The 19,274-nt window shown below is 64.8% G+C and carries 10 protein-coding genes; 7 read left to right on the forward strand and 3 right to left on the reverse strand.

Going from position 1 to position 19,274, the window contains the following annotated elements; all coding sequences use genetic code 11:
• Window positions 1-18: 18 nt before the first annotated feature.
• Window positions 19-1,794: a sensor histidine kinase gene (locus BXE_RS07780; RefSeq protein ID WP_011487813.1), complete on the forward strand. Its 1,776-nt coding sequence runs from the start codon at window positions 19-21 to the stop codon at window positions 1,792-1,794.
• A gap of 5 nt (window positions 1,795-1,799) precedes the next feature.
• On the opposite strand, the gene BXE_RS07785 is transcribed toward BXE_RS07780, so the two are convergent.
• Window positions 1,800-2,126: a hypothetical protein gene (locus tag BXE_RS07785; protein ID WP_011487814.1), complete on the reverse strand. Its 327-nt coding sequence runs from the start codon at window positions 2,124-2,126 to the stop codon at window positions 1,800-1,802.
• Window positions 2,127-2,268: 142 nt separating this feature from the next.
• The gene (locus tag BXE_RS07790; RefSeq protein WP_011487815.1) at window positions 2,269-2,850 is read right to left on the reverse strand and encodes a DJ-1/PfpI family protein; all 582 of its coding nucleotides are present in this window, start codon (window positions 2,848-2,850) and stop codon (window positions 2,269-2,271) included.
• A gap of 216 nt (window positions 2,851-3,066) precedes the next feature.
• On the opposite strand from BXE_RS07790, the gene BXE_RS07795 reads away from it, so the two are divergent.
• The 4 genes from BXE_RS07795 to BXE_RS07810 all read left to right on the forward strand — a co-directional run bounded on the left by BXE_RS07795 (window position 3,067) and on the right by BXE_RS07810 (window position 7,663).
• Window positions 3,067-3,540: a hypothetical protein gene (locus BXE_RS07795; protein ID WP_011487816.1), complete on the forward strand. Its 474-nt coding sequence runs from the start codon at window positions 3,067-3,069 to the stop codon at window positions 3,538-3,540.
• 87 nt (window positions 3,541-3,627) lie between these two features.
• A complete protein-coding gene (locus tag BXE_RS07800; protein ID WP_011487817.1) occupies window positions 3,628-4,083 on the forward strand; it encodes an Rrf2 family transcriptional regulator in 456 nt (151 codons plus the stop codon).
• Window positions 4,084-4,238: 155 nt separating this feature from the next.
• The gene (locus BXE_RS07805) at window positions 4,239-4,886 is read left to right on the forward strand and encodes an NAD(P)-dependent oxidoreductase (RefSeq protein ID WP_011487818.1); all 648 of its coding nucleotides are present in this window, start codon (window positions 4,239-4,241) and stop codon (window positions 4,884-4,886) included.
• A gap of 143 nt (window positions 4,887-5,029) precedes the next feature.
• Window positions 5,030-7,663, forward strand: coding sequence for a mechanosensitive ion channel domain-containing protein (locus BXE_RS07810; protein ID WP_038456459.1), 2,634 nt, complete (start codon window positions 5,030-5,032; stop codon window positions 7,661-7,663).
• Here BXE_RS07810 and BXE_RS07815 read toward each other — a convergent pair.
• A complete protein-coding gene (locus BXE_RS07815) occupies window positions 7,660-8,235 on the reverse strand; it encodes a cysteine dioxygenase family protein (protein ID WP_011487820.1) in 576 nt (191 codons plus the stop codon). The two genes, BXE_RS07810 and BXE_RS07815, sit on opposite strands and share 4 nt — an antisense overlap.
• A gap of 238 nt (window positions 8,236-8,473) precedes the next feature.
• Between BXE_RS07815 and BXE_RS07820 the strand changes: the two genes are divergently transcribed.
• Together BXE_RS07820 and BXE_RS07825 are read left to right on the forward strand one after the other, a co-directional pair.
• Entirely contained in the window at window positions 8,474-8,941 is a 468-nt protein-coding gene (locus BXE_RS07820) for an Lrp/AsnC family transcriptional regulator (protein ID WP_011487821.1), read from the forward strand.
• A 158-nt stretch (window positions 8,942-9,099) separates the two neighbouring features.
• A complete protein-coding gene (locus BXE_RS07825) occupies window positions 9,100-19,005 on the forward strand; it encodes a hemagglutinin repeat-containing protein (RefSeq protein WP_011487822.1) in 9,906 nt (3,301 codons plus the stop codon).
• The last annotated feature ends 269 nt before the right edge of the window (window positions 19,006-19,274 follow it).

A 19,274-nucleotide genomic window follows, 5' to 3' on the forward strand; every position in this document is an offset into this window, starting at 1 on the left:
GACCTCCAGTGCGCACGCATGAGACTGACCACCAAAGGCCTGTTGCTGATCGCGATTCCGGCCGTCTTCGAACTGGCGCTGTTGTCCGGGCTGGTCAAGGCTGAGTCGGACGCGGCGCAGGCGGAGCGCTGGGCCATCCATAGCCAGGACGTGCTGCGTCAGACCACCGCGATTCTCGATCCGGTGCTGGGCGAGTCCGTGGCGCTGCGCGGGGCGGTGCTCGCCAACGACGCCCATTTCGCCACGCCGGTAACGGTGTGGATGGACGTCGACCGGCGCATCGACCAACTGGCCGATCTGGTCGCCGACAATCCGGCGCAGGTCGAACGCGTGGTTCAGGTGCGCCAGGCGGTGCAGGCCTACCGGCAATGGTCGGACCGCGTTCAGGACATGCTGCGTTCTGGCCGGCGGCGCGACGTGCTCGCGCGCTTTCGCGACCTCGCACCCACCGACGTGCTCGACCGGTTTCGTCAGCAACTCGCCGCGTTTCAAGCCGAGGAGCGGCGTCTCGACACGCTGCGTTCGAATGCCGCAGACGCCGCGCGCGAGCGGCAGCAGACCCTGGTGGTCGCGGCCGTGCTCGGCTCGCTGCTGTTCGTCGCGCTGGCCGTCTGGTTATTCACCCGCGGCGTGCGCGGCCGGCTCGCGCTCCTTGCCGACAACGCCGGGCGCCTCGCGGGCAACGAACCGCTGGCGCCGATCGGCTCCGGACGCGATGAAATCGCCCGCCTCGATCTGACCTTGCACGAGACGAGCCGTCGCCTGCTCGAAGCCGAGCGCATCCAGGCGCGCTTCCAGGCCGATCTGGCGCGCCGCACGGGGGAACTCGCGCGCATCAACGAGACCTTGCGTCAGCAGACTCAGGAAAACGAGATGTTCATTTACAGCGTGTCGCATGATCTGCGTGCGCCGCTGGTGAACCTGCAGGGCTTCTCGAAGGAACTGATCCGCGCGTGCGACGAACTGCGCGTGGCGGTGCGCGAGTCGTCGCTCGCGGCCGGCACGCGGCAGCGCATCGAACGGGTGGTCGACGAGGATATCGGCGAAGCGCTGCACTATCTGCAAACGGCGGTGCTGCGCGCGTCGCACATCATCGACGCGCTGTTGCGGCTGTCGCGCGTGGGCCGGGTGGAATACCGCCAGCAGAAGGTCGAGGTGCGCGATATCGTGCCGCGCGTGATCGACGCGATGCAAGGCTCGATCCGGGCGCGGCGCGCTCACGTCCACGTGGACGAACTGCCCGCGGTATGGGGCGACCCGACCGCGCTGGAACAGGTGTTCGCGAACCTGATCGGCAATGCGGTGAATTACCTGGATCCGTCACGGGAGGGCAGGATCGAGATCGGCACGACGCCGGCGCCGCCGGGCGTGCATTCGCTAAGGATCTTCTATGTGAGGGACAACGGCCTGGGCATTCCTGCGGTTGCCTTGCCGCGGCTATTCAACGCCTTTCAGCGGTTGCACGGCAATGTGGCGGCCGGCGAGGGCATCGGCCTCGCGCTCGTGCGCCGCGTGGTGGAGCGGCACGGCGGGCGCGTGTGGGCGGAGTCGAAAGAAGGCGTGGGCACGACGTTCTATCTGTCGCTGCCTGAAGCCAACGCACGGATCGCGCAACTGGCTGCCGGCACGCAAGGACCGCCGACGGCGCCCGGTGTCCAGGCCGCTCGCGATGCCCGCCCGGCCCTGGAGGACCGCGAGCGGAAGAGCGGCAGCGGCAGCAATAGTGGCAGCAGCAATAGCGGTAGCGCAGCCACGCACGCCGCCGATGCCAAGCCCGGCATCAGTACGCCTTAGCCAGGTTACGACGTGGTAAAGAGACGGCGCGGTTTGAGCAACTGGCTGCCGCGAATCGACCAGTAGCAGCCGCAAGCGATGAGTACGGCAATACCCGCCATGAGCTGAAGAGGCGTGGGCCGCACGCCGTGTATTCCGTTCAGTGCAAAGAGGCCGCGCGCGACGAGCAGCAGCGCAGCCCACACCGACCACGCAGCCTGAACCAGCATGCGCATGCCGGCCAGACGCCGTGCGCGATTTTCACTCGACCAGTTGGCCGGCGCACGTCCGCAGAAAAAGGCAATTGCCAGCAACACGACGGCGAGAATCACGATCCAGTCGGTCAGTTCCATTGAAAACACTCCCAAGTCAGCCGGCGACTATAGGAAAGCCTTCCGTTGCAAACTATCGGACTAGTCTCAAATGGGATGAGTTTTGGCGAGCGCGAGTTGCCGCAAGGGCAGGGCGCTCGCCGATATGGATCAGGCAGAAAGATCAGAGCTCGATGCGAGTGCCGAGCAGCACGAGGAATTGGCGCAGCCACTCGGGATGCGCGGGCCACGCCGGGGCGGTGACGAAATTGGCGTCGGTGATCGCGGCGTCGACGGGAATGTCGGCGTATTCGCCGCCCGCCATTTTCACTTCGGGCGCGCAGGCCGGGTACGCCGAAATGCGCTTGCCGCGGATCACGTCGGCGGCGGCCAGCAGTTGCGCGGCGTGGCAGATCGCGGCGATCGGCTTGCCTGCCTCGGCGAATTGCCGCACCACTTCGATCACCTTGGGATTGAGCCGCAGATATTCCGGCGCGCGGCCGCCTGCGATCGCCAGCGCGTCGTATTGGCGCGGATCGGCGTCGTCGAAGGTGGCGTTCAGCGTGAATTGATGGCCGGGTTTTTCCGTATAGGTCTGATCGCCTTCGAAATCGTGAATCGCGGTCTTGATCCGGTCACCGGCCTTCCTGTTCGGGCAGACCGCGTCGACCACGTGGCCGACTGCCTGCAGCGCCTGAAACGGCACCATCGTTTCGTAATCCTCGGCGAAGTCGCCGGTCAGAAACAGAATTTTCTTTGCCGCCATCGTATGCCTCCAATTGATCAACGGAACACAGCGAATGCGTCATTGACGCTCACTCATCAACGCTCATATAAGCTCAAGCAGTCTACTCCACTACGTTTGACAGAACCGCGACGGATCATGCCGCGCAGCGGTCACCAAGGAGCACAGGCGGCGCAACGGCGTATCATGGGCGCGTTTTCGCATGCGGAAGCCGCTCGACGCGGCTCACACTGAAATATGACTTCACCTATCCGTTCATCTTTGCTGCGCCGTGCCGCGTTTGTGGCCATCGTGTTCGGCGGCCTCGCCGCCTGTCAGAAGAACGACGCGTCCGCGGACCAGGTCGCGGGCAAGCTCAACAACGCGGCTCAGGTCGCCGGTCAGAAGCTCGATCAGGCGGCGAGCTACATCGGCCAGCAGGTCGACGCGACCAAATCCGCCGCCCAGCAGAATCTCGAATCCGCCTCCGCGCCGTCGATCAGGATCGACCCCGGCGCGCTCGCTTCGACCGCGCAGGCGAATCTGCAGAGTGCGGCGAGCGCCACCAATGCGCAACTCGGCAAGGCCGCGTCGCTCACAGGCCAGAGCCTCGAATCGGCCGGGCGCAAGCTCCAGGAGTGGTCGGCGCAAAGCTCGGCGTCGTCGGCGAATGCGTCGGCTTCGGCTTCGTCGGGCGACTCGGGCGACGCGCAAAAGCAGATGGACAAGTGATATGCCGGCCGGACTGCACGGCCGTTTGACAGCCGGATTAAATGTAATTACTATGGTTACACATTGTCGTTGCCGGACGGGTTTGCTGTGAACACGAGTAGCCGGTTTGCATTTGCGGTGCATGTGCTCGCGCTGCTGTCGTTGCAGGGGGGCGTGCCGCTTTCGTCGGAAATGATCGCGGGCAGCGTGAATACGAATCCCGCGCTGATCCGCCGGCTTCTGAGCATGCTGGCGGAAGCCGGCCTCACCACTTCGCAGCTTGGCGCGGGCGGCGGCGCGCTGCTGGCGCGGGCGCCTGAACACATCACGCTGCTCGAGGTGTATCGTGCAGTGGATGACGCGCAGTTATTCGCGTTGCATCGCGAGGAGCCGAATCCGGCGTGCATGGTCGGGCGCAACATTCAGGGCGTGTTGCGCGGCATCATCGACGAAGCGCAGCAGGCTATGGAGGCTTCGCTCGGCGCGCGTACACTGGCCGACGCCACAGCCGACGTGGTACGCGCCGAAAAGCTGCGCGAACGCAAGAAACGCTCGCACGGGTGAGGTAGCAAAAAAGCAGCAGGAAAGCAGGAAGAAAGGGGCGCGTGCCGGTCAATCGAAACACGCGCTTCTCGACGAACGGGGGCTCATGCCTCTCTTTTTTCCCGGTTATATGTAATCAACGTGGTTACATATATATCAATCAAGGAGCATTGAAAATGAGCAAACAGTTGAAGATCGCGTTGTTCGGCGCCACTGGCATGATTGGTTCGCGGGTTGCCGCGGAAGCTGCTCGCCGCGGGCATCAGGTGACGGCGCTGGCGCGCAATCCGGCGCGCGTGCCGGCCGGTGTGGCGAATCTGAAAGCGGCGCAAGCCGATCTGCTCGACGCCGCAAGCGTGGGCGCGGCGGTGCGCGGTCACGACGTGGTGGCGAGCGCCTATGCGCCGCCGCAGGACGACCTCGCGGCGCTCGGCAAAGCCACCCGTGCGCTCGTCGAAGGCGTGCGCGCGGCGGGCCTGAAGCGCCTCGTCGTGGTGGGCGGCGCGGGTTCGCTCGAAGTGGCGCCGGGCAAGCAACTGGTCGACGCGGAAGGCTTCCCGGATGCCTACAAGGCGATCGCGCTCGCGCATCGGGACGCGTTCGCTTACTACCGCGGCGTCACCGACCTCGACTGGACCTTCTTCGCCCCGGCCGCGCTGATCGCGCCGGGCGAGCGCACGGGAAAATTCCGCACGGGCGCCAACACTTTGCTGACCGACGCCGAGGGCAATAGCCGCATTTCCGCGGAAGATTTCGCAATCGCTTTCGTCGATGAACTGGAGCAGGGCCATTTCGTCCGTCAGATCGCGACGGCCGCTTATTGAGCCCGAAACGAGGCTGAGTGGGACGCGCGCGGTCCTCCATGCGGGCAGGCCGCGCAAGCGTCCTAACATTCGGTTACGCATGTCAGGTTGCTCTGGTGGAAACTGCGGCTACACTGGCGTCTCCCGTTTTCCTACGGATTGCCATGCAATCATGCCCGTTGCGGCGTGAGTCCGGGGCTGCGCCGTTCAACGGCGGGCAGCCGGCGACTCACGCCGCCTTCTACTTTTCCCCTTGCCGTAGCGAGCGCGACGCGCGCCGCGCCGTGCGCCCGCCACTCGCGGCGCGGCTTGGCGCATGGGCCGCAGCGCTTTGCGCCGCGCTGATCCTGTGCCTTGGCGGGATGCCCGCGAATGCGCTCGCGGCCGGCGCCGCCACCGGCACGCCGGTTATTCCGGCCCTGCAGAGTCTGATCAACAGCGCGACGGTGACTGCGGCGCCGGCGTCTTCTGCTTCAGGCGCATCGGCGGCGGAGGTGGCATCCGCGCCCTCGCCGGCGAGTCAGGCGGAACTGGCGCGTTCGCTCGACAGCGTGATCTCCACGCTCGACAACGACCGGCAACGCACCGCGCTCGTCGCCCAGCTCAAAAAACTGCGCGACGTCTCGCAGAACGTTGCGCCGGCCGCGCCCGTGCAACCGAGCCCTGGCTTGCTCGGCGCGATCGCGTCCGGCATTGCGTCGTTCGAATCCGACGTGCATCAAGGGCGCACGCCGGTCCGCTATTGGGGCGGACGCTTCAATGCCGCCGGCAACGAGCTCTACACGATCATTTCGGGGCAGGGGCACGAGAGCTTCGGCCGCATTGTGTTCTCGATGATTGCGATGCTGGCGGGCTGGGGCGCGTGCGCCGGCGCGCTGATCTACGTGCAGCACCGGTTGTACCGGCGCTTCGGCATCGTCATGGGGCTCAATCCGAACCCCACCACGCGCGAGTTGCTGATCTTCGCGCTGCGCCGCGTCGGCCCGTGGATCATCGCCTTTCTCGCCGCGCTGCTGTTCGTGCGCGCCATGCCCGACGCGCTCGGCCGCACGCTCGGCATGGTGGTTGCCTATGCGATCGTTGCGGGTGCGGTGTTCTCGGCGATCTGTCTGATCATGTTTTCGCTGTTCGGCTCGGGGCATCGGCGGATCGCGGTGCGCCTGCTGATCGATCATGCGCGGCGCGTGCTGTTCGTGGTCGGCGTGTGCGGCGCGCTCGGCGACGCCGCCGTCAATTACGACGTCGCGCATCAACTCGGGCCGAATCTCGCCGCATTGATTTCGACCGCGGCCAACATGACGGCCGCCGTCCTCACCGGCTACTTCGCGCTCGCGTTTCGCCGGCCGGTCGCGCATCTGATCCGCAACCGGCCCTACGAGCAGCGCACCACCCACAAGGCCGCGACCGACGCCTTCGACGTACTCGCCGCGCTGTGGCACGTGCCCGTGCTGGTGCTCGCCACCGCGTCGGTGGTTGCCACGCTCGGCGGCTCGGGTTCGAGCGAAAACGTGCTGCAGATCTCGGTGGTGACCGCGCTGCTGCTGGTGCTGGCCTTTTTCGTGTCGGCCATCGTGTTGCGCCTGACGCGTCCGCGCAGCGCGCGCACGCGGCGCCGCTCGCCGTATCTGACGCGCCTGCTGCGTTTTTTCGGCACGCTGGTCACGCTGTTTGTCTGGCTGTTTTTCTTTGAACTCGCGGCGCGTTTGTGGGGCGTCTCGCTCGCTGCGGTGGTCGAAGAAAACGTGGCGGCGCGCGGCATCGCGCATGCGGTGACGGCGATCATCGCCACCGTGTTCATTGCGTGGCTGCTGTGGATTCTGGTCGATACCGCGATCACGGAAGCGCTCAATCCGGGGGGGCCGCGCAACAAGTCGCGCGCGCCGAGCATGCGCGCCCGCACCATGCTGCCGCTGTTGCGCAACGTGCTGCTCGTCACGATCATGACGATCGCCGGCATCGTGACGGCGGCCAATCTCGGCATCAATGTCACGCCGCTGCTGGCGGGCGCCGGCGTGATCGGCCTCGCGATCGGCTTCGGCGCGCAGTCGCTCGTGACCGACCTGATCACGGGGCTGTTCATCATCATCGAAGACACGATTTCGGTGGGCGACTGGATCGACGTGGACGGCGGCCACGCGGGCACGGTCGAGCATCTGTCGATCCGCACGGTGCGGCTGCGCGACGGGCAAGGCGCGATTCACGCGATTCCGTTCTCGCAGATCAAGATCGTCAAGAACCTGTCGCGCGATTTCGCGTATGCGGTGTTCGAAGTGCGCATGTCGTTCTCCACCGACGTCGATGAGATCACGCAGTTGATCCGTGAGGTCGGCGCCGATCTGATGGCCGATTTCCGTTACCGGCGCGAGATGCTCGGACCGATCGAAGTGTGGGGACTGGACCGTTTCGATCCGAACTGGATGGTCGTGAAAGGACAGATCAAGACGCGGCCGCTGCAGCAATGGAGCGTGGCGCGCGCGTTCAATCTGCGTCTCAAGCGCAAGATGGACGAAGCGGGCATCGAGATTCCGGTGCCGCAGATGCGTGTGTATACGTCGTCGAAGGATAGCGAAGGGCAGCCTTTGCAGGACGACGAGATGTCGGGGTTGGGCCCGCGTGGGCATGCCGAGAGTCAGCCGGGGGCGTCGGCGTCCGCATCGGCGGCGCGGGCCGTGCATCCGCCGCTTGCGGTGGCGCGCGACGTGTCGCACGAACCGCGGCCGGCGCCGCCGCCGACCGGGCAGACAGCGCCGGTTCCACCGCAGATTCCTACGGCCGGCGAGGCGGGCGGGAAGACCTAGCTGCGGGCATTGTGACCACAGTCGGCAACGCTCACCACGTCGTTGACGTGCGTCGCAATCTGCGCACCCGCCACGCCGTAAATATGCAGCGAGACGGCAGGCTCGTCGCTGCGATTGCCCAGTTGATGAATCCCGCCACGGCCGCCTCGCACGAACGACACGGCGCCCCGATTGCGTGCTTGTGTGCGCGTGGCGCTCGCGCAGTGCCGTGCGCCGTTCCACTCGAATACCGTTTCGCTCAGCGTGCCTTCCATCACCGCGTAGCCGCACCATGTGTGATGCGCGTGCACGGGGCTCGCCTGCTGCGGCAGCCACACCAGAGCGGCGATTGCATAGCGGCCGTACGGGTCCGCCGCCAGCAGATGACGCCGGTACTTCTCCGCTGAGCCTTCGCGCTGCGCTGCCGTCAGCAGGTCGGGATTCGCCGCCGCGTCCGCGAGCGCCATGCGCATGCTGCGCGCGAAGAAGGCTGAATCGGACGGTTCCGGAGATGGCCCGCAGGCTTCGAACATCGCATCCAGGGCATCACACAGGCGCGCGAGGGGCGCGTTGCGCGCGCCGCACAACAGCATGTCGGCCCGATCGCGCGGGGCCGCCTGAGGCGTTCTGGCGGACTGCGGCTGTTGGACTGGGAAACGCGTCGGTGACGCTGTGTGAAAGTCTTGGCTCATGGTCGTTGGGCGGCCGCCGGGGCTGCTTGTCGGTTATTTTCGGATAGCGATATTTATACCGGTTTGCCCAGAGAAAGAGTTTCCATATAATTCCCCCTGGAATCGGAAAAGTAGAATAATTTCCTATGGAGGTGTCATGATGGGAATGGATATCATCGACCGGAAGCTGCTGGAGTTGCTGCAAGCGGACGCGACCATGCCGATCGCCGAATTGGCGCAACGCGTGAACCTGTCGCAAACGCCTTGCTGGAAGCGGCTGCAACGTCTGAAAGAGGCGGGCGTGATCCGCGCGCAGGTCGCGCTTTGCGACGCGCGCAAGCTCGGCGTGGGCACGACCGTGTTCGTCGCGGTGCGCACCAATCAGCACACGGAGGAATGGGCGCAGACGTTCACGCGTGCGGTGCGGGACATTCCGGAAGTCGTGGAGGTGTACCGGATGAGCGGCGAAACCGATTACCTGCTGCGCGTGGTGGTGTCCGATATCGACGACTACGACCGCGTGTACAAGCTGCTGATCGCGGCCGTGCCGCTATACGACGTGAGTTCGAGCTTCGCGATGGAGCAGATCAAATATTCGACGGCTTTGCCGGTGCGCTATACGGTGTAGGCCCTGCATTGGCGAGCCCAATGCGATTTGGGTCAAGAGTGTCAATATTCAGTTAACATTGTTCATAACTGGCGATTTTTTTACCGGTCCTTGATATAAATGGACTGACTCTGGTGTATGTTACGAAAAGTTTCAGTTTCGTCGTAACAATACCCATAATGAATAAAAAGACCTACAGGCTGATCTTCAGCCGGCTTCGGGGCATGCTGGTCGCGGTATCGGAAACCGCCACGGCGGCAGGTAACACAGTATCGGGAGAAACCGGATGGGCGCGGCAGGCCGCGCGCCAGACGGTATTGCGCCGGTCGCTTTCGTGCTTCGCGCTGCGTCATGCCGCGTTTGGCGCGATGACGCTCGCCGGCGCGCTCGTCATCTCCACGCCCGAGGCGCACGCGCAGATCGTGCCGGGCGGCGCGCATGCGCCGTCGGTGATCCAGACGCAGAGCGGGATTCCCCAGGTCAACGTGAACCGGCCGTCCGCTGCCGGCGTTTCGGTCAACACATACGGCCAGTTCGACGTCCAACGCCCCGGCGCGATTCTGAACAATTCGCCGACCATCGTGAATACGCAGCAGGCAGGCTATATCAACGGTAATCCTAACTACCTGCCGGGGCAGTCCGCGTCGATCATCGTCAATCAGGTCAACAGCAATAATCCCTCGCAATTGCGCGGGTACGTCGAGGTGGCGGGCCGGCGCGCGGAGGTGGTGATTGCAAATTCGTCCGGTCTGATTCTGGACGGCGGCGGTTTTATCAACACCTCGCGGGCGATTCTCACCACCGGCAATCCGACCTATGGCGGGAACGGCGCCCTGACCGGTTTCGATGTCACGGCGGGGCGGATCACGGTCCAGGGCGCGGGGCTGAACGCATCGAACGTCGACCAGGTCGACCTGATTGCGCGAGCCGTAGCGGCGAACGCGGCGATCTACGGCAACACGCTGAATGTCGTCGCCGGCGCGAATCACGTCGATCACGATACGCTGGCTGCCACGCCTATTGCGGGCAGCGGATCATTGCCGGCCGTTTCGATCGACGTGAGCCAGTTGGGCGGGATGTATGCGAACAGGATTTTTCTGGCGAGCAACGAGTACGGCGTGGGCGTCTCGAATGCAGGCGTGCTCGCCGCGCAGGCGGGCGACCTGACGCTGCAGTCGAACGGCCAGCTCGTGCTTGCCGGCAAGACCACGGCGAGCGGCAATCTCGCCGCCACGGCGGCCAGTATCCAGAACAGCGGCTCCACGTACGCGCAGCAGTCGGTGACGGTCAATACGTCGGGCGCGCTGTCCAACACCGGCACGCTCGCCGCGCAGCAGAACACGAACATCAGCGCAGCGAGCCTCAGTTCGAGCGGCACGCTCGGCGCGGGCATCAACGGCGACGGATCGATCGGTCATGCAGGCGATCTGACGGTCGCGGCTTCGGGCGCGCTGGGTGCGACGGGACACACTGCCGCAGGCGGCAACGCGACGCTGTCGGGCGCGGCGCTGAGCCTCGGCGGTAGCCAGACTTCAGCCAGCGGCAACCTCACGTTGCTGGCCAGCATTGGCGACATGAGTCTCGCGGGCGCGAGCGTCGCTGCGGGCGGTGCGATCAATGCCACCGCGCGGGGGACGCTGACGAACGATAACGGCGCGCTTTCCTCCGCCGGTGCGCAAACGGTTGCGGCGGGCGCGCTGTCGAATCAGGGCGGCCAGATCATCTCGCAGTCGACGCTGAACATCGGTACCGGCGGTGCGTTGAACAACCGTCAGGGCATCATCCAGTCTTCCGGAAACCAGACGCTTGGCGCGGCCTCGATCGACAATACCGCAGGGCGGGTGGTGATGCTCGGCAACGGCGCTCAGAGCGTCACGGCGACCGGCGCGCTGGTCAATGCGCCGGGTACCACTGCAACGGGCGCGCCAGGCGGCGTGATCGGCAGCAACGGCGCGCTCGGCGTGTCGGCCGGATCGATTGCGAACCAGGGGCAGTTCAACGCGCTGGGCGACGCATCGCTTCACGCCCAGTCGATCGACAATCATGCGGGCAGCGTCACGGCGGGCGGCAATCTCAGCGCGAGCAGCACGGGCGCGCTCAATAACCGCGACGGTACGCTCTCAGGAACGGTGACGACCGTGAGCGGCGCGTCGGTCGACAATTCCAGCGGCACGGTCGAAGGCAATACGCTGACGCTGTCCAGTAGCGGCAACCTGACCAATCGCGGCGGCCATATCAGCCAGTCCGGCAATGCGGCGCAGCGCATTTTCGCAGGCGGCGCATTCGACAATACCGGGGGTTCGATTGCATCGAACGCGACGAACCTCGACGTCTCGGCGCAATCGCTTGCGAACGATGCCGGTTCGATCCAGCACGCGGGTAGCGGCACGCTGGCCGTGACTACCACGGGAAATCTGTCGAACAGCGCAGGCAAGGTGGTGACCAATGGCGCGCTCGACGCGACGGGCGCGGCCGTATCGAATCAGGGCAGTCTGAGCGCGAAGGGTGATGCGACCGTGCGGGCGCAGACGCTCGATAACCACGCGGGCAGCATCGTCGCCGGCGGCGCGCTGGTCGCGTCAGGCATTGGCGTCGTCGACAACCGGAACGGCACGCTTTCAGGTGCGGCTACGAACGTGAGCGGCGCGTCCGTCGACAACTCGAACGGCACGATCGAAGGCGACACGCTGGCGCTGTCCAGCAGCGGCAACCTGAGCAATCGCGGCGGCCGCCTCACCCAGTACGGCAGCGCTGACCAGACGCTTTCGGCCGGCGGCACGCTCGACAACACCGGCGGTTTCGTCGCCACCAATGCGACCAACCTGACCGTGTCAAGCCAGTCGGTTACGAACGACACCGGTTCGATCCAGCACGCGGGTAGCGGCACGCTCGCGCTGGCCTCGGCGGGCACGCTGTCGAATACGGGCGGCAACGTCGTGACCAACGGCGCGCTCGACGTGTCCGGTACGGCCGTGTCGAACCAGGGGAGTCTGAGCGCAAAGGGCGATGCCACTGTGCGGGCTCAGTCGCTCGACAATCATGCGGGGAGCGTTGTTGCGGGCGGCAACCTCGGCGCTAACATCGCGGGCGCGCTGGCTAACCAGAGCGGCACGCTTTCGGGTGCGACCACGACCGTGAGCGGATCGTCCGTCGACAACTCGAACGGCACGATCGAAGGCAACACACTGGCGCTGTCCAGCAGCGGCAACCTGAGCAATCGCGGCGGCCGCCTCACCCAGTACGGCAGCGCTGACCAGACGCTTTCGGCCGGCGGCGCGCTCGACAACACCGGCGGCACGCTTGCCACCAATGCGGCGAACCTGACCGTGTCAGGCCAGTCGATCACGAACGACGCCGGTTCGATCCAGCACGCCGGCACCGGCACGCTGAATGTGACGACGCCTGGCGCGCTGTCGGATGTGGCCGGGCAGATCGCGACCAATGGCGCACTCATCGCCCGCTCGGCCAGTCTCGATAATTCGAACGGCACCGTGTCCGCCCAGGGCTCGGCACAGGTCGATGCGAACACGAGCCTGACGAACCGCGGCGGCACGCTGTACGGTAAAGCCGGCCTGACGGCGACCACCCAAGGCGCGTTCGACAACACCCAAGGGTCCGTGCAGACCGACGGCAATCTGTCGGTGAACGCAGGCGGGGCGCTTTCGAACACGAGCGGGACGATTTCGGTGAACGGCGCGTCCGGCAATGCCGCGACCGCCACCGTGTCGGCCTCGTCCATCGACAACACCTCGGGCAAGCTCACGAATAGCGGCAGCGGCGCGACCACCATTACGGCCGCGACCGGCATCACCAACAGCGCGGGTACGATGGGCGGCAATGGCGACGTGACGCTCGGCGCGCAGACGCTCACCAACACCGCCAGCGCAAAATTTGTTGCCGCGCGCGTGGCCAGCCTGAACGTCACGAACCGGGTGAACAATTCGGGCGGGACGATCTACGGCGGTACGGCGCTGAACCTCAACCAGTCCGGTGCGAGCGTGATCAACGACAGTGGCCGCCTCGAAGGTGGCCAGGACGTGTCGGTGCGGGTGGCGTCGCTCGCGAATTCGGCGGGCGCGCTCAGGGCAAATCGCGACATCACGGCTAGCGGCGTGGTCAGCGGTGATGGCACCATGACGGCCGGCCGGAATCTGGGGCTCGCCGTCACGGGCGACTACACCAACGGCGCGTCGAACAGCCTGCATGCGGACGGCAACATGACGGTGTCGGCCACCGGCACGCTGACGAACGCCGGCACGCTCGCGGCGAGCGGTGCGTTGAGCGCAAGCGGCGCGAACGTGGTCAATGCGGCCGGCGCGGACATCAACTCGGCGTCGACCACGGTCAATGCGACGGGCACGCTCACCAATGCCGGAAGGATCGAGGGCGATTCGGTCACGACCCACAGTGCGACGCTCGCGAACACCGGCACGCTGATCGGCAACACCGTGCAGGTCAACGCGGCGGACGTGCAGAATACCGGCGCGGCCGCGGCGATTGCGGCCGCTCAGAGTCTGAACATCTATGCGTCGAACTCGGTCACGAATTCGGACGGCGCGCTGATCTATAGCGGCGGCAGTCTCGCGATCGCGAAGGATGGCGCGCGCGACGGCTCGGGCATGCTCGCGAACCAGACGGGGACGCTTACGAACAGCGCCGCGACGATCGAGGCGGTGGGTGACGTGGATATCGCCGCTCACACGGTCAACAACCTGCGCACGGGGGTTCAGACGCAGGCGGGCACGCCGCAGAACACCGGGACGAACACGCTGACGCTGTGGACCGCAGGCCTCTCCGGTGATGACCTCGGCTTTTACGACAGTTCGGTCTATCCGCAGTGGAACTGGCGGGGCGGAGCGATCGGCACGGCGACCATCGGTGCGCTGATGCATCCGATCACGGTCACGGTCCCGAAATCGCAGGTCGCCAGCCTCGATGCCAACGCGCAAACATTGTCGTTTGCGCAGCCGCTGACCGATACGTATATCAGTACCTCGACCCCGCTGGTCGAGGTCTGCAACACCCACGATTTCTGCAGCCAGCAGCATGTCTCGCAGACGCGCACCATCACGAACAACGCAACCCAGTACTACAACAGCATCACTGACAACGGCAGCACCTACACGATCACGTTGTGGCCGGACTACAACCCCGCCACGAACATCCGGCCCGACAACGTGACCGTGCGCACCGATCTCGGTTCGGACAATCACGACTACGTCGAGATGAAGCGCGTATCGACCAGCACCACATCGACTGACCAGCTGCTGAGCGCCGGCACGCCCGCGCTTCTGCAGGCGCAGGGTTCGATCCGGATCAATTCGGACGGTGGCGCGATCAACAACCAATCGTCGACCATGACCGCGGGCGGGAATCTCATTCGCCGCGCCGTGGGCGGCAGCGTGAACGACTCAGGCACGGTGCTGCAGCAGACCGTGACCGCCGACACACAGTCCACCTATTACTGGCATCAGAAGACCGGCGGCAGTGACGACACGAAGATCGTCGAAGACGGCATCACGCAGAGCACGACCACGGTCGCGGCGCTGCCCGCGATTGCGACCGCCAACGGCGCGGTGCAGACGAGCGGCCAGACCATCAGCGTCGCCAGTGTGAACCGGGTCGGCCAGACAGTCGTGGGTTCCGGCGTGACGGGCGGCAACGCGACGGGCACGCAACTCGGCGGCGTGAACGGACAGGCCGCGGACGCGGGCACGGCAGGCGGCGTGACTGGCCAGACGGCGAGCGCGAACATTGCCACAGGCGTGAGCGGCCTCACCGTACGTCCACAGACACTCGGTGGCGCGGCAGGCGGCATCCCGAACCTGAAGCTGCCGGTGAACAGCCTGTACACGTATCAGACCGCGCCAGGGGCGACGTATCTGGTCGCAACCGATCCACGCCTGACGACTTACACGAAATTCATCTCCAGCGACTATCTGCTGGGCGCGCTGGGGCTGAACCCGCAGACCACGGAGAAACGCCTCGGCGACGGGGCTTATGAGCAGCAACTCGTGATGAACCAGGTCACGCAGTTGACCGGCCGAACGTTCCTCGCCGGCTATTCGGACAATCTGGATGAGTACACCGCGCTGATGAACAGCGGTGTCACGTATGCGAAGTCGTTCGGACTCACGCCGGGCATCGGCCTGACCGACGCGCAAATGAAGCAGCTGACAACCGACCTGGTGTGGCTCGTGTCGCAGACCGTGACGCTGCCCGACGGCACCCAGCAGACCGTGCTCGTGCCGAAGCTGTATCTTGCACAGGCCAACACGGTCGATCTGCAGGACAGCGGCGCGCTGGTCGCCGGTAACGCGGTGAGCCTGAATGCGACCGGCGACGTGAGCAACAGCGGTCACATTGTGGGGGACATGGCCACTGCGGTGCTCGGCAACAACATCGTCAATAGCGGTGTGATCGGCAGCGGCGGCACGACGGTGGTGTCGGCCGTGCAGGACGTGCGTAACACGAGCGGGCGCATCGGCGGGGTGCAGACGGTGGTTCAGGCCGGGCGCGATGTGATCAACGAAACGGCGACCGCGAGTGTGTCGAACACACTGCAGCAGGCCGGTTTCACGTCCAGTGCTTCTTCGCAAAACATACTGGCCACCGGCACGATTTCGGCGTCGGAGAATGCGGTGGTGCTGGCGCAGCGCGATGTGAATCTCGCCGGCGCCGCCATCGAGTCGGGCAACAGTGCCTTTGTGGGCGCGGGCCGCAATATCAACGTCGGCACGACGACGCTTGGCGCGACGCAGGATGCGGGTACTAACGACGGGCTCAACGGCGGGCATACCACCACGACACAGAACGTCGGCAGCATGATCACGACGGGCGGCAACCTGACCACGGTGTCGGGCGGCAATACGACGCTCACCAATGCGACCGTCAGGACGGGTGGCGATGCAGCGATGATTGCCGCCAACAATCTGACGCTGACCGCCGCGACCGACACGCGTTCGCACAAAGAGCAATCGCTCGGCGGCCCGCAGTCGAAGCACACCGGTTCGAGCTACGACGAGACGGCGCAGGGTAGCAATCTGAACGCCGCCAGAGATCTGACGCTCGGGGCCGGGCAGACGGCAGCGGCGGCTGCTCTGCTGAAGGAGCATGGCCTCGTCGCGGCAGCGGACGCGCCCATCGGCGCAGGCAATCTCACGGTGCTGGGGTCGAGCGCGACCACCGGGGCGAGTGCCGCAGACGGTAGCGTGAGCGGAGGCGCCGCCACGCTGGCGGCGACCGGCAATGTGACGATCGGCGCGGTGACCGAAACGCACGACTCGCAGAGCTGGTCGCACAATGAACACTCGGGCTTCATGTCGAGCGACAAGACGACCGACCAGACATCGTCGCATCAGGTGATCTCCGTTGGCTCGACGGTCTCGGGTGATACGGTGAGTGCGAATGCCGGTCACGATCTGACGATTGCGGGCTCGACAGTCGCCTCGACGAACGACATGTCGCTGTCGGCCGGGCATGATCTGACGGTGACGACGACGCAGGACACCAGTCAGAGCAGCCGTTTTCACCAGGAACAGAAGTCGGGTCTGGGCGGCACGGGCGGCGCCGGCATTTCGTACGGCACGAGCGACCGGAAGGAAACGACGACCGATAACTCGGTCACGCAGAACGGCAGTCTGGTGGGCAGCACGGACGGCAGCGTGACGATGACGGCGGGCAACGGTTTGCATATCACGGGCAGCGATGTGATCGCGGCGCGGGATGTGACGGGCAAGGCGGCGAGCGTCACGATCGATGCGGCGACGGGTACGAATCACCATGACGAGACGCAGGAGACGAAGACGAGCGGCTTCACGCTTGGGCTGGGCGGTAGTGTGGGGGATGCGATCAATAACGCGATCCAGCAGTCGCAGGCGGCGGGTAGCGGTGCGGGTGATTCGAGGGCGAAGGCGTTGCACGGTATTGCGGCGGCCGGAAACGCTGCAATGGCTGTTGCAGGTGTGACCGGTGGCTCGCTCGCCGGTTCGAACCCGAGCATTTCGGTGCAGTTGAGCTACGGCACGAGCCAGTCGAAGAATACCTTCACGGAAGACCAGACGATGCAGACCGGCTCGACCATCAAGGCCGGTGGTACGGCCTCGTTCACCGCGACCGGTGGCGGTGATGGGCCGGCCTCGCCGAATAATGGCAATGTGACGATCGCCGGTTCGAGCGTCAGCGGCAACAACGTTGCGCTGAGCGCGCAGAACGAGGTGAATCTCATCAACACGACGAACACCGATTCGACGCGCAGCACGAACAGGTCGAGTAGTGCGAGCGTAGGGGTTTCGTACGGCACCAATGGTTTCGGTGTGTCGGCATCGATGTCCAACGCGCACGGCGACGCGAATTCCGATGCGGCGATGCAGAACAACACGCATGTAAGTGCGGCAAACAACGTGTCGATCGTCTCGGGCGGCAACACCAGCATCGTCGGCGCGGATGTGAGCGGCAATCACGTGTCGGCGGATGTAGGCGGTAACCTGAACGTGCAGAGCGTGCAGGACACGACCGTGAGCGCCGCGCACCAGTCGAGCACGAGCGGTGGCTTCAGCATCAGTCAGGGCGGTGGCAATGCGAGCTTCAGCAGCCAGCACGGCAGTTCGAGCGGGAACTATGCGGCGGTGAACGGGCAGGCGGGGATTCAGGCGGGCAATGGCGGGTTCGATATCAATGTAAAGGGCAACACGAATCTCACGGGCGCGTACATCGCGAGTACGGCCGATGCCTCGAAGAACGGTTTGACCACCGGCACGCTGACGGTGAGCGATATCCAGAACCACTCCGATTACAGCGCCTCGAGCGGCGGCTTCAGTGCGGGCGCGGGGATCGGTTCAACGGGCAAGGCGGTGGGGCCGGGTTCGGTCAGCGGTGCGGGTGGCGTGACGCCGATGATGTCGCAACACGATAGCGGCAGCAGCAGTGCGACGACGAAAAGTGCGATCAGTGCCGGCACGATCAGCGTCACGGACGCGGCGAACCAGGCGCAGGATGTGGCGGGTATCAATCGCGATACGACGGACCTGAACGGCAGGGTGTCGAAGCTGCCGGATGTCAATAATCTGCTGTCGGCGCAGGCGGATACGATGAATGCGGCGCAGGCGGCGGGGCAGGTTGTGGCGCAGGGAATTGGTGCGTATGCGGATATGAAGCGTGATCAGGCATCTGATGAAGCGACTGCAGCTTCTTGGGATGAGGGTGGGACGGATCGCACCTTGCTGCATATCGCGGGCGGTGCACTCATCGGCGGGCTCGGTGGTGGTGGAATTGGAACGGCCCTGCAGGGTGCAGCAGGCGCGGGGCTGTCGGCAGCGATGGCGAAGCAACTGGAGGATATCTACAAGGGCGTAGGATCAGCCACCGGTTCGGAACTGCTGGGCAACATTGCTGCCAATGTGGTTGCTGGCGTCGGCGGTGCGCTGGTCGGTGGCGGCGTTGGGGCGAGCACGGCATCGAACGTCGAGTTGTATAACCAGGCGGCACACCGGAAGCCGAAAGACCTCGTATCACAGGTGTGCCCAGCAGGGGCGCAATGTAGCGACGCGACGTTGAACGCGGTGATTCAGGCGCAAGGGGACAATGCGGCGGTGGCCTCGGGGAACATGAAGACGGCGGCCGCTTACGGCGCTCCGGCTGCTGCTGTGATTGCTCTTGGGCCTGAAGCTGTGACGGCTGCTGCCCTTGCAGGTGGCCTTGACTACACGGGAGGTGTTTACAGTTATGCGACAGGGCTTACAAAGGACGCGCCAAGCGTTACGAATTCGTATATTGCCGGGGTTGTGGGTGGTCTGGCCTATCCTCTCGCAATTGGAGATGCAGCGATTGCCGGAATGGGAACGGCCGGGAAGATTGCGGCCAATGCATATAACGCCGGGGTAACGGGTGTTGGTGCGTTTGGTACGGCCGCAATGACTGGAGGTAATCCGGATATCTCTGCCGGCTTTGCCACTGGATCTGTTGCAACAGGCAGCTTGGTAAAGGCGATGTTCCCTGGTCCCATTGGTAACTTCTTGAACAACTTGATTCAAGGCGCTGCGGGGCCGATACAGAATGCCGTAACCCAAGGTGGGTCAAATAAATGAAACCAGCCTCAACCGAATATGCACAGCAGTCCAGGAAGCTGATTCTCCGAGCGCTAGTAGCATATGCAGGAGCTATTGGAGTGGTTGCCGTAGCATTGGTTATATCCGTTTCTCATGGTTCTGGCTGGAGACCCGCACTGGCTGGAATGCCGCTTTACGTGATTCTATTCGGTGGAGTGACATATCAACTGATCAAGGAATTCCGCGTGCTGAAACAGCAGGAGCGTGACCGCCCGGCCTCCAATGGCAGTGGCGATTAGTGACAATAA

The sequence above is a fragment of the Paraburkholderia xenovorans LB400 genome, assembly GCF_000013645.1.
Lineage (GTDB): Bacteria > Pseudomonadota > Gammaproteobacteria > Burkholderiales > Burkholderiaceae > Paraburkholderia > Paraburkholderia xenovorans.

Bases quoted from the DNA above. Each gene is read 5' to 3' on its own strand.
- BXE_RS07780 (WP_011487813.1), top strand. From the start codon at position 19: ATGAGACTGACCACCAAAGGCCTGTTGCTGATCGCGATTCCGGCCGTC.
- BXE_RS07795 (WP_011487816.1), top strand. From the start codon at position 3,067: ATGACTTCACCTATCCGTTCATCTTTGCTGCGCCGTGCCGCGTTTGTG.
- BXE_RS07815 (WP_011487820.1), bottom strand. From the start codon at position 8,235: ATGCTGTTGTGCGGCGCGCGCAACGCGCCCCTCGCGCGCCTGTGTGAT.
- BXE_RS07785 (WP_011487814.1), bottom strand. From the start codon at position 2,126: ATGGAACTGACCGACTGGATCGTGATTCTCGCCGTCGTGTTGCTGGCA.
- BXE_RS07790 (WP_011487815.1), bottom strand. From the start codon at position 2,850: ATGGCGGCAAAGAAAATTCTGTTTCTGACCGGCGACTTCGCCGAGGAT.
- BXE_RS07810 (WP_038456459.1), top strand. From the start codon at position 5,030: ATGCAATCATGCCCGTTGCGGCGTGAGTCCGGGGCTGCGCCGTTCAAC.
- BXE_RS07805 (WP_011487818.1), top strand. From the start codon at position 4,239: ATGAGCAAACAGTTGAAGATCGCGTTGTTCGGCGCCACTGGCATGATT.
- BXE_RS07825 (WP_011487822.1), top strand. From the start codon at position 9,100: ATGAATAAAAAGACCTACAGGCTGATCTTCAGCCGGCTTCGGGGCATG.
- BXE_RS07820 (WP_011487821.1), top strand. From the start codon at position 8,474: ATGGGAATGGATATCATCGACCGGAAGCTGCTGGAGTTGCTGCAAGCG.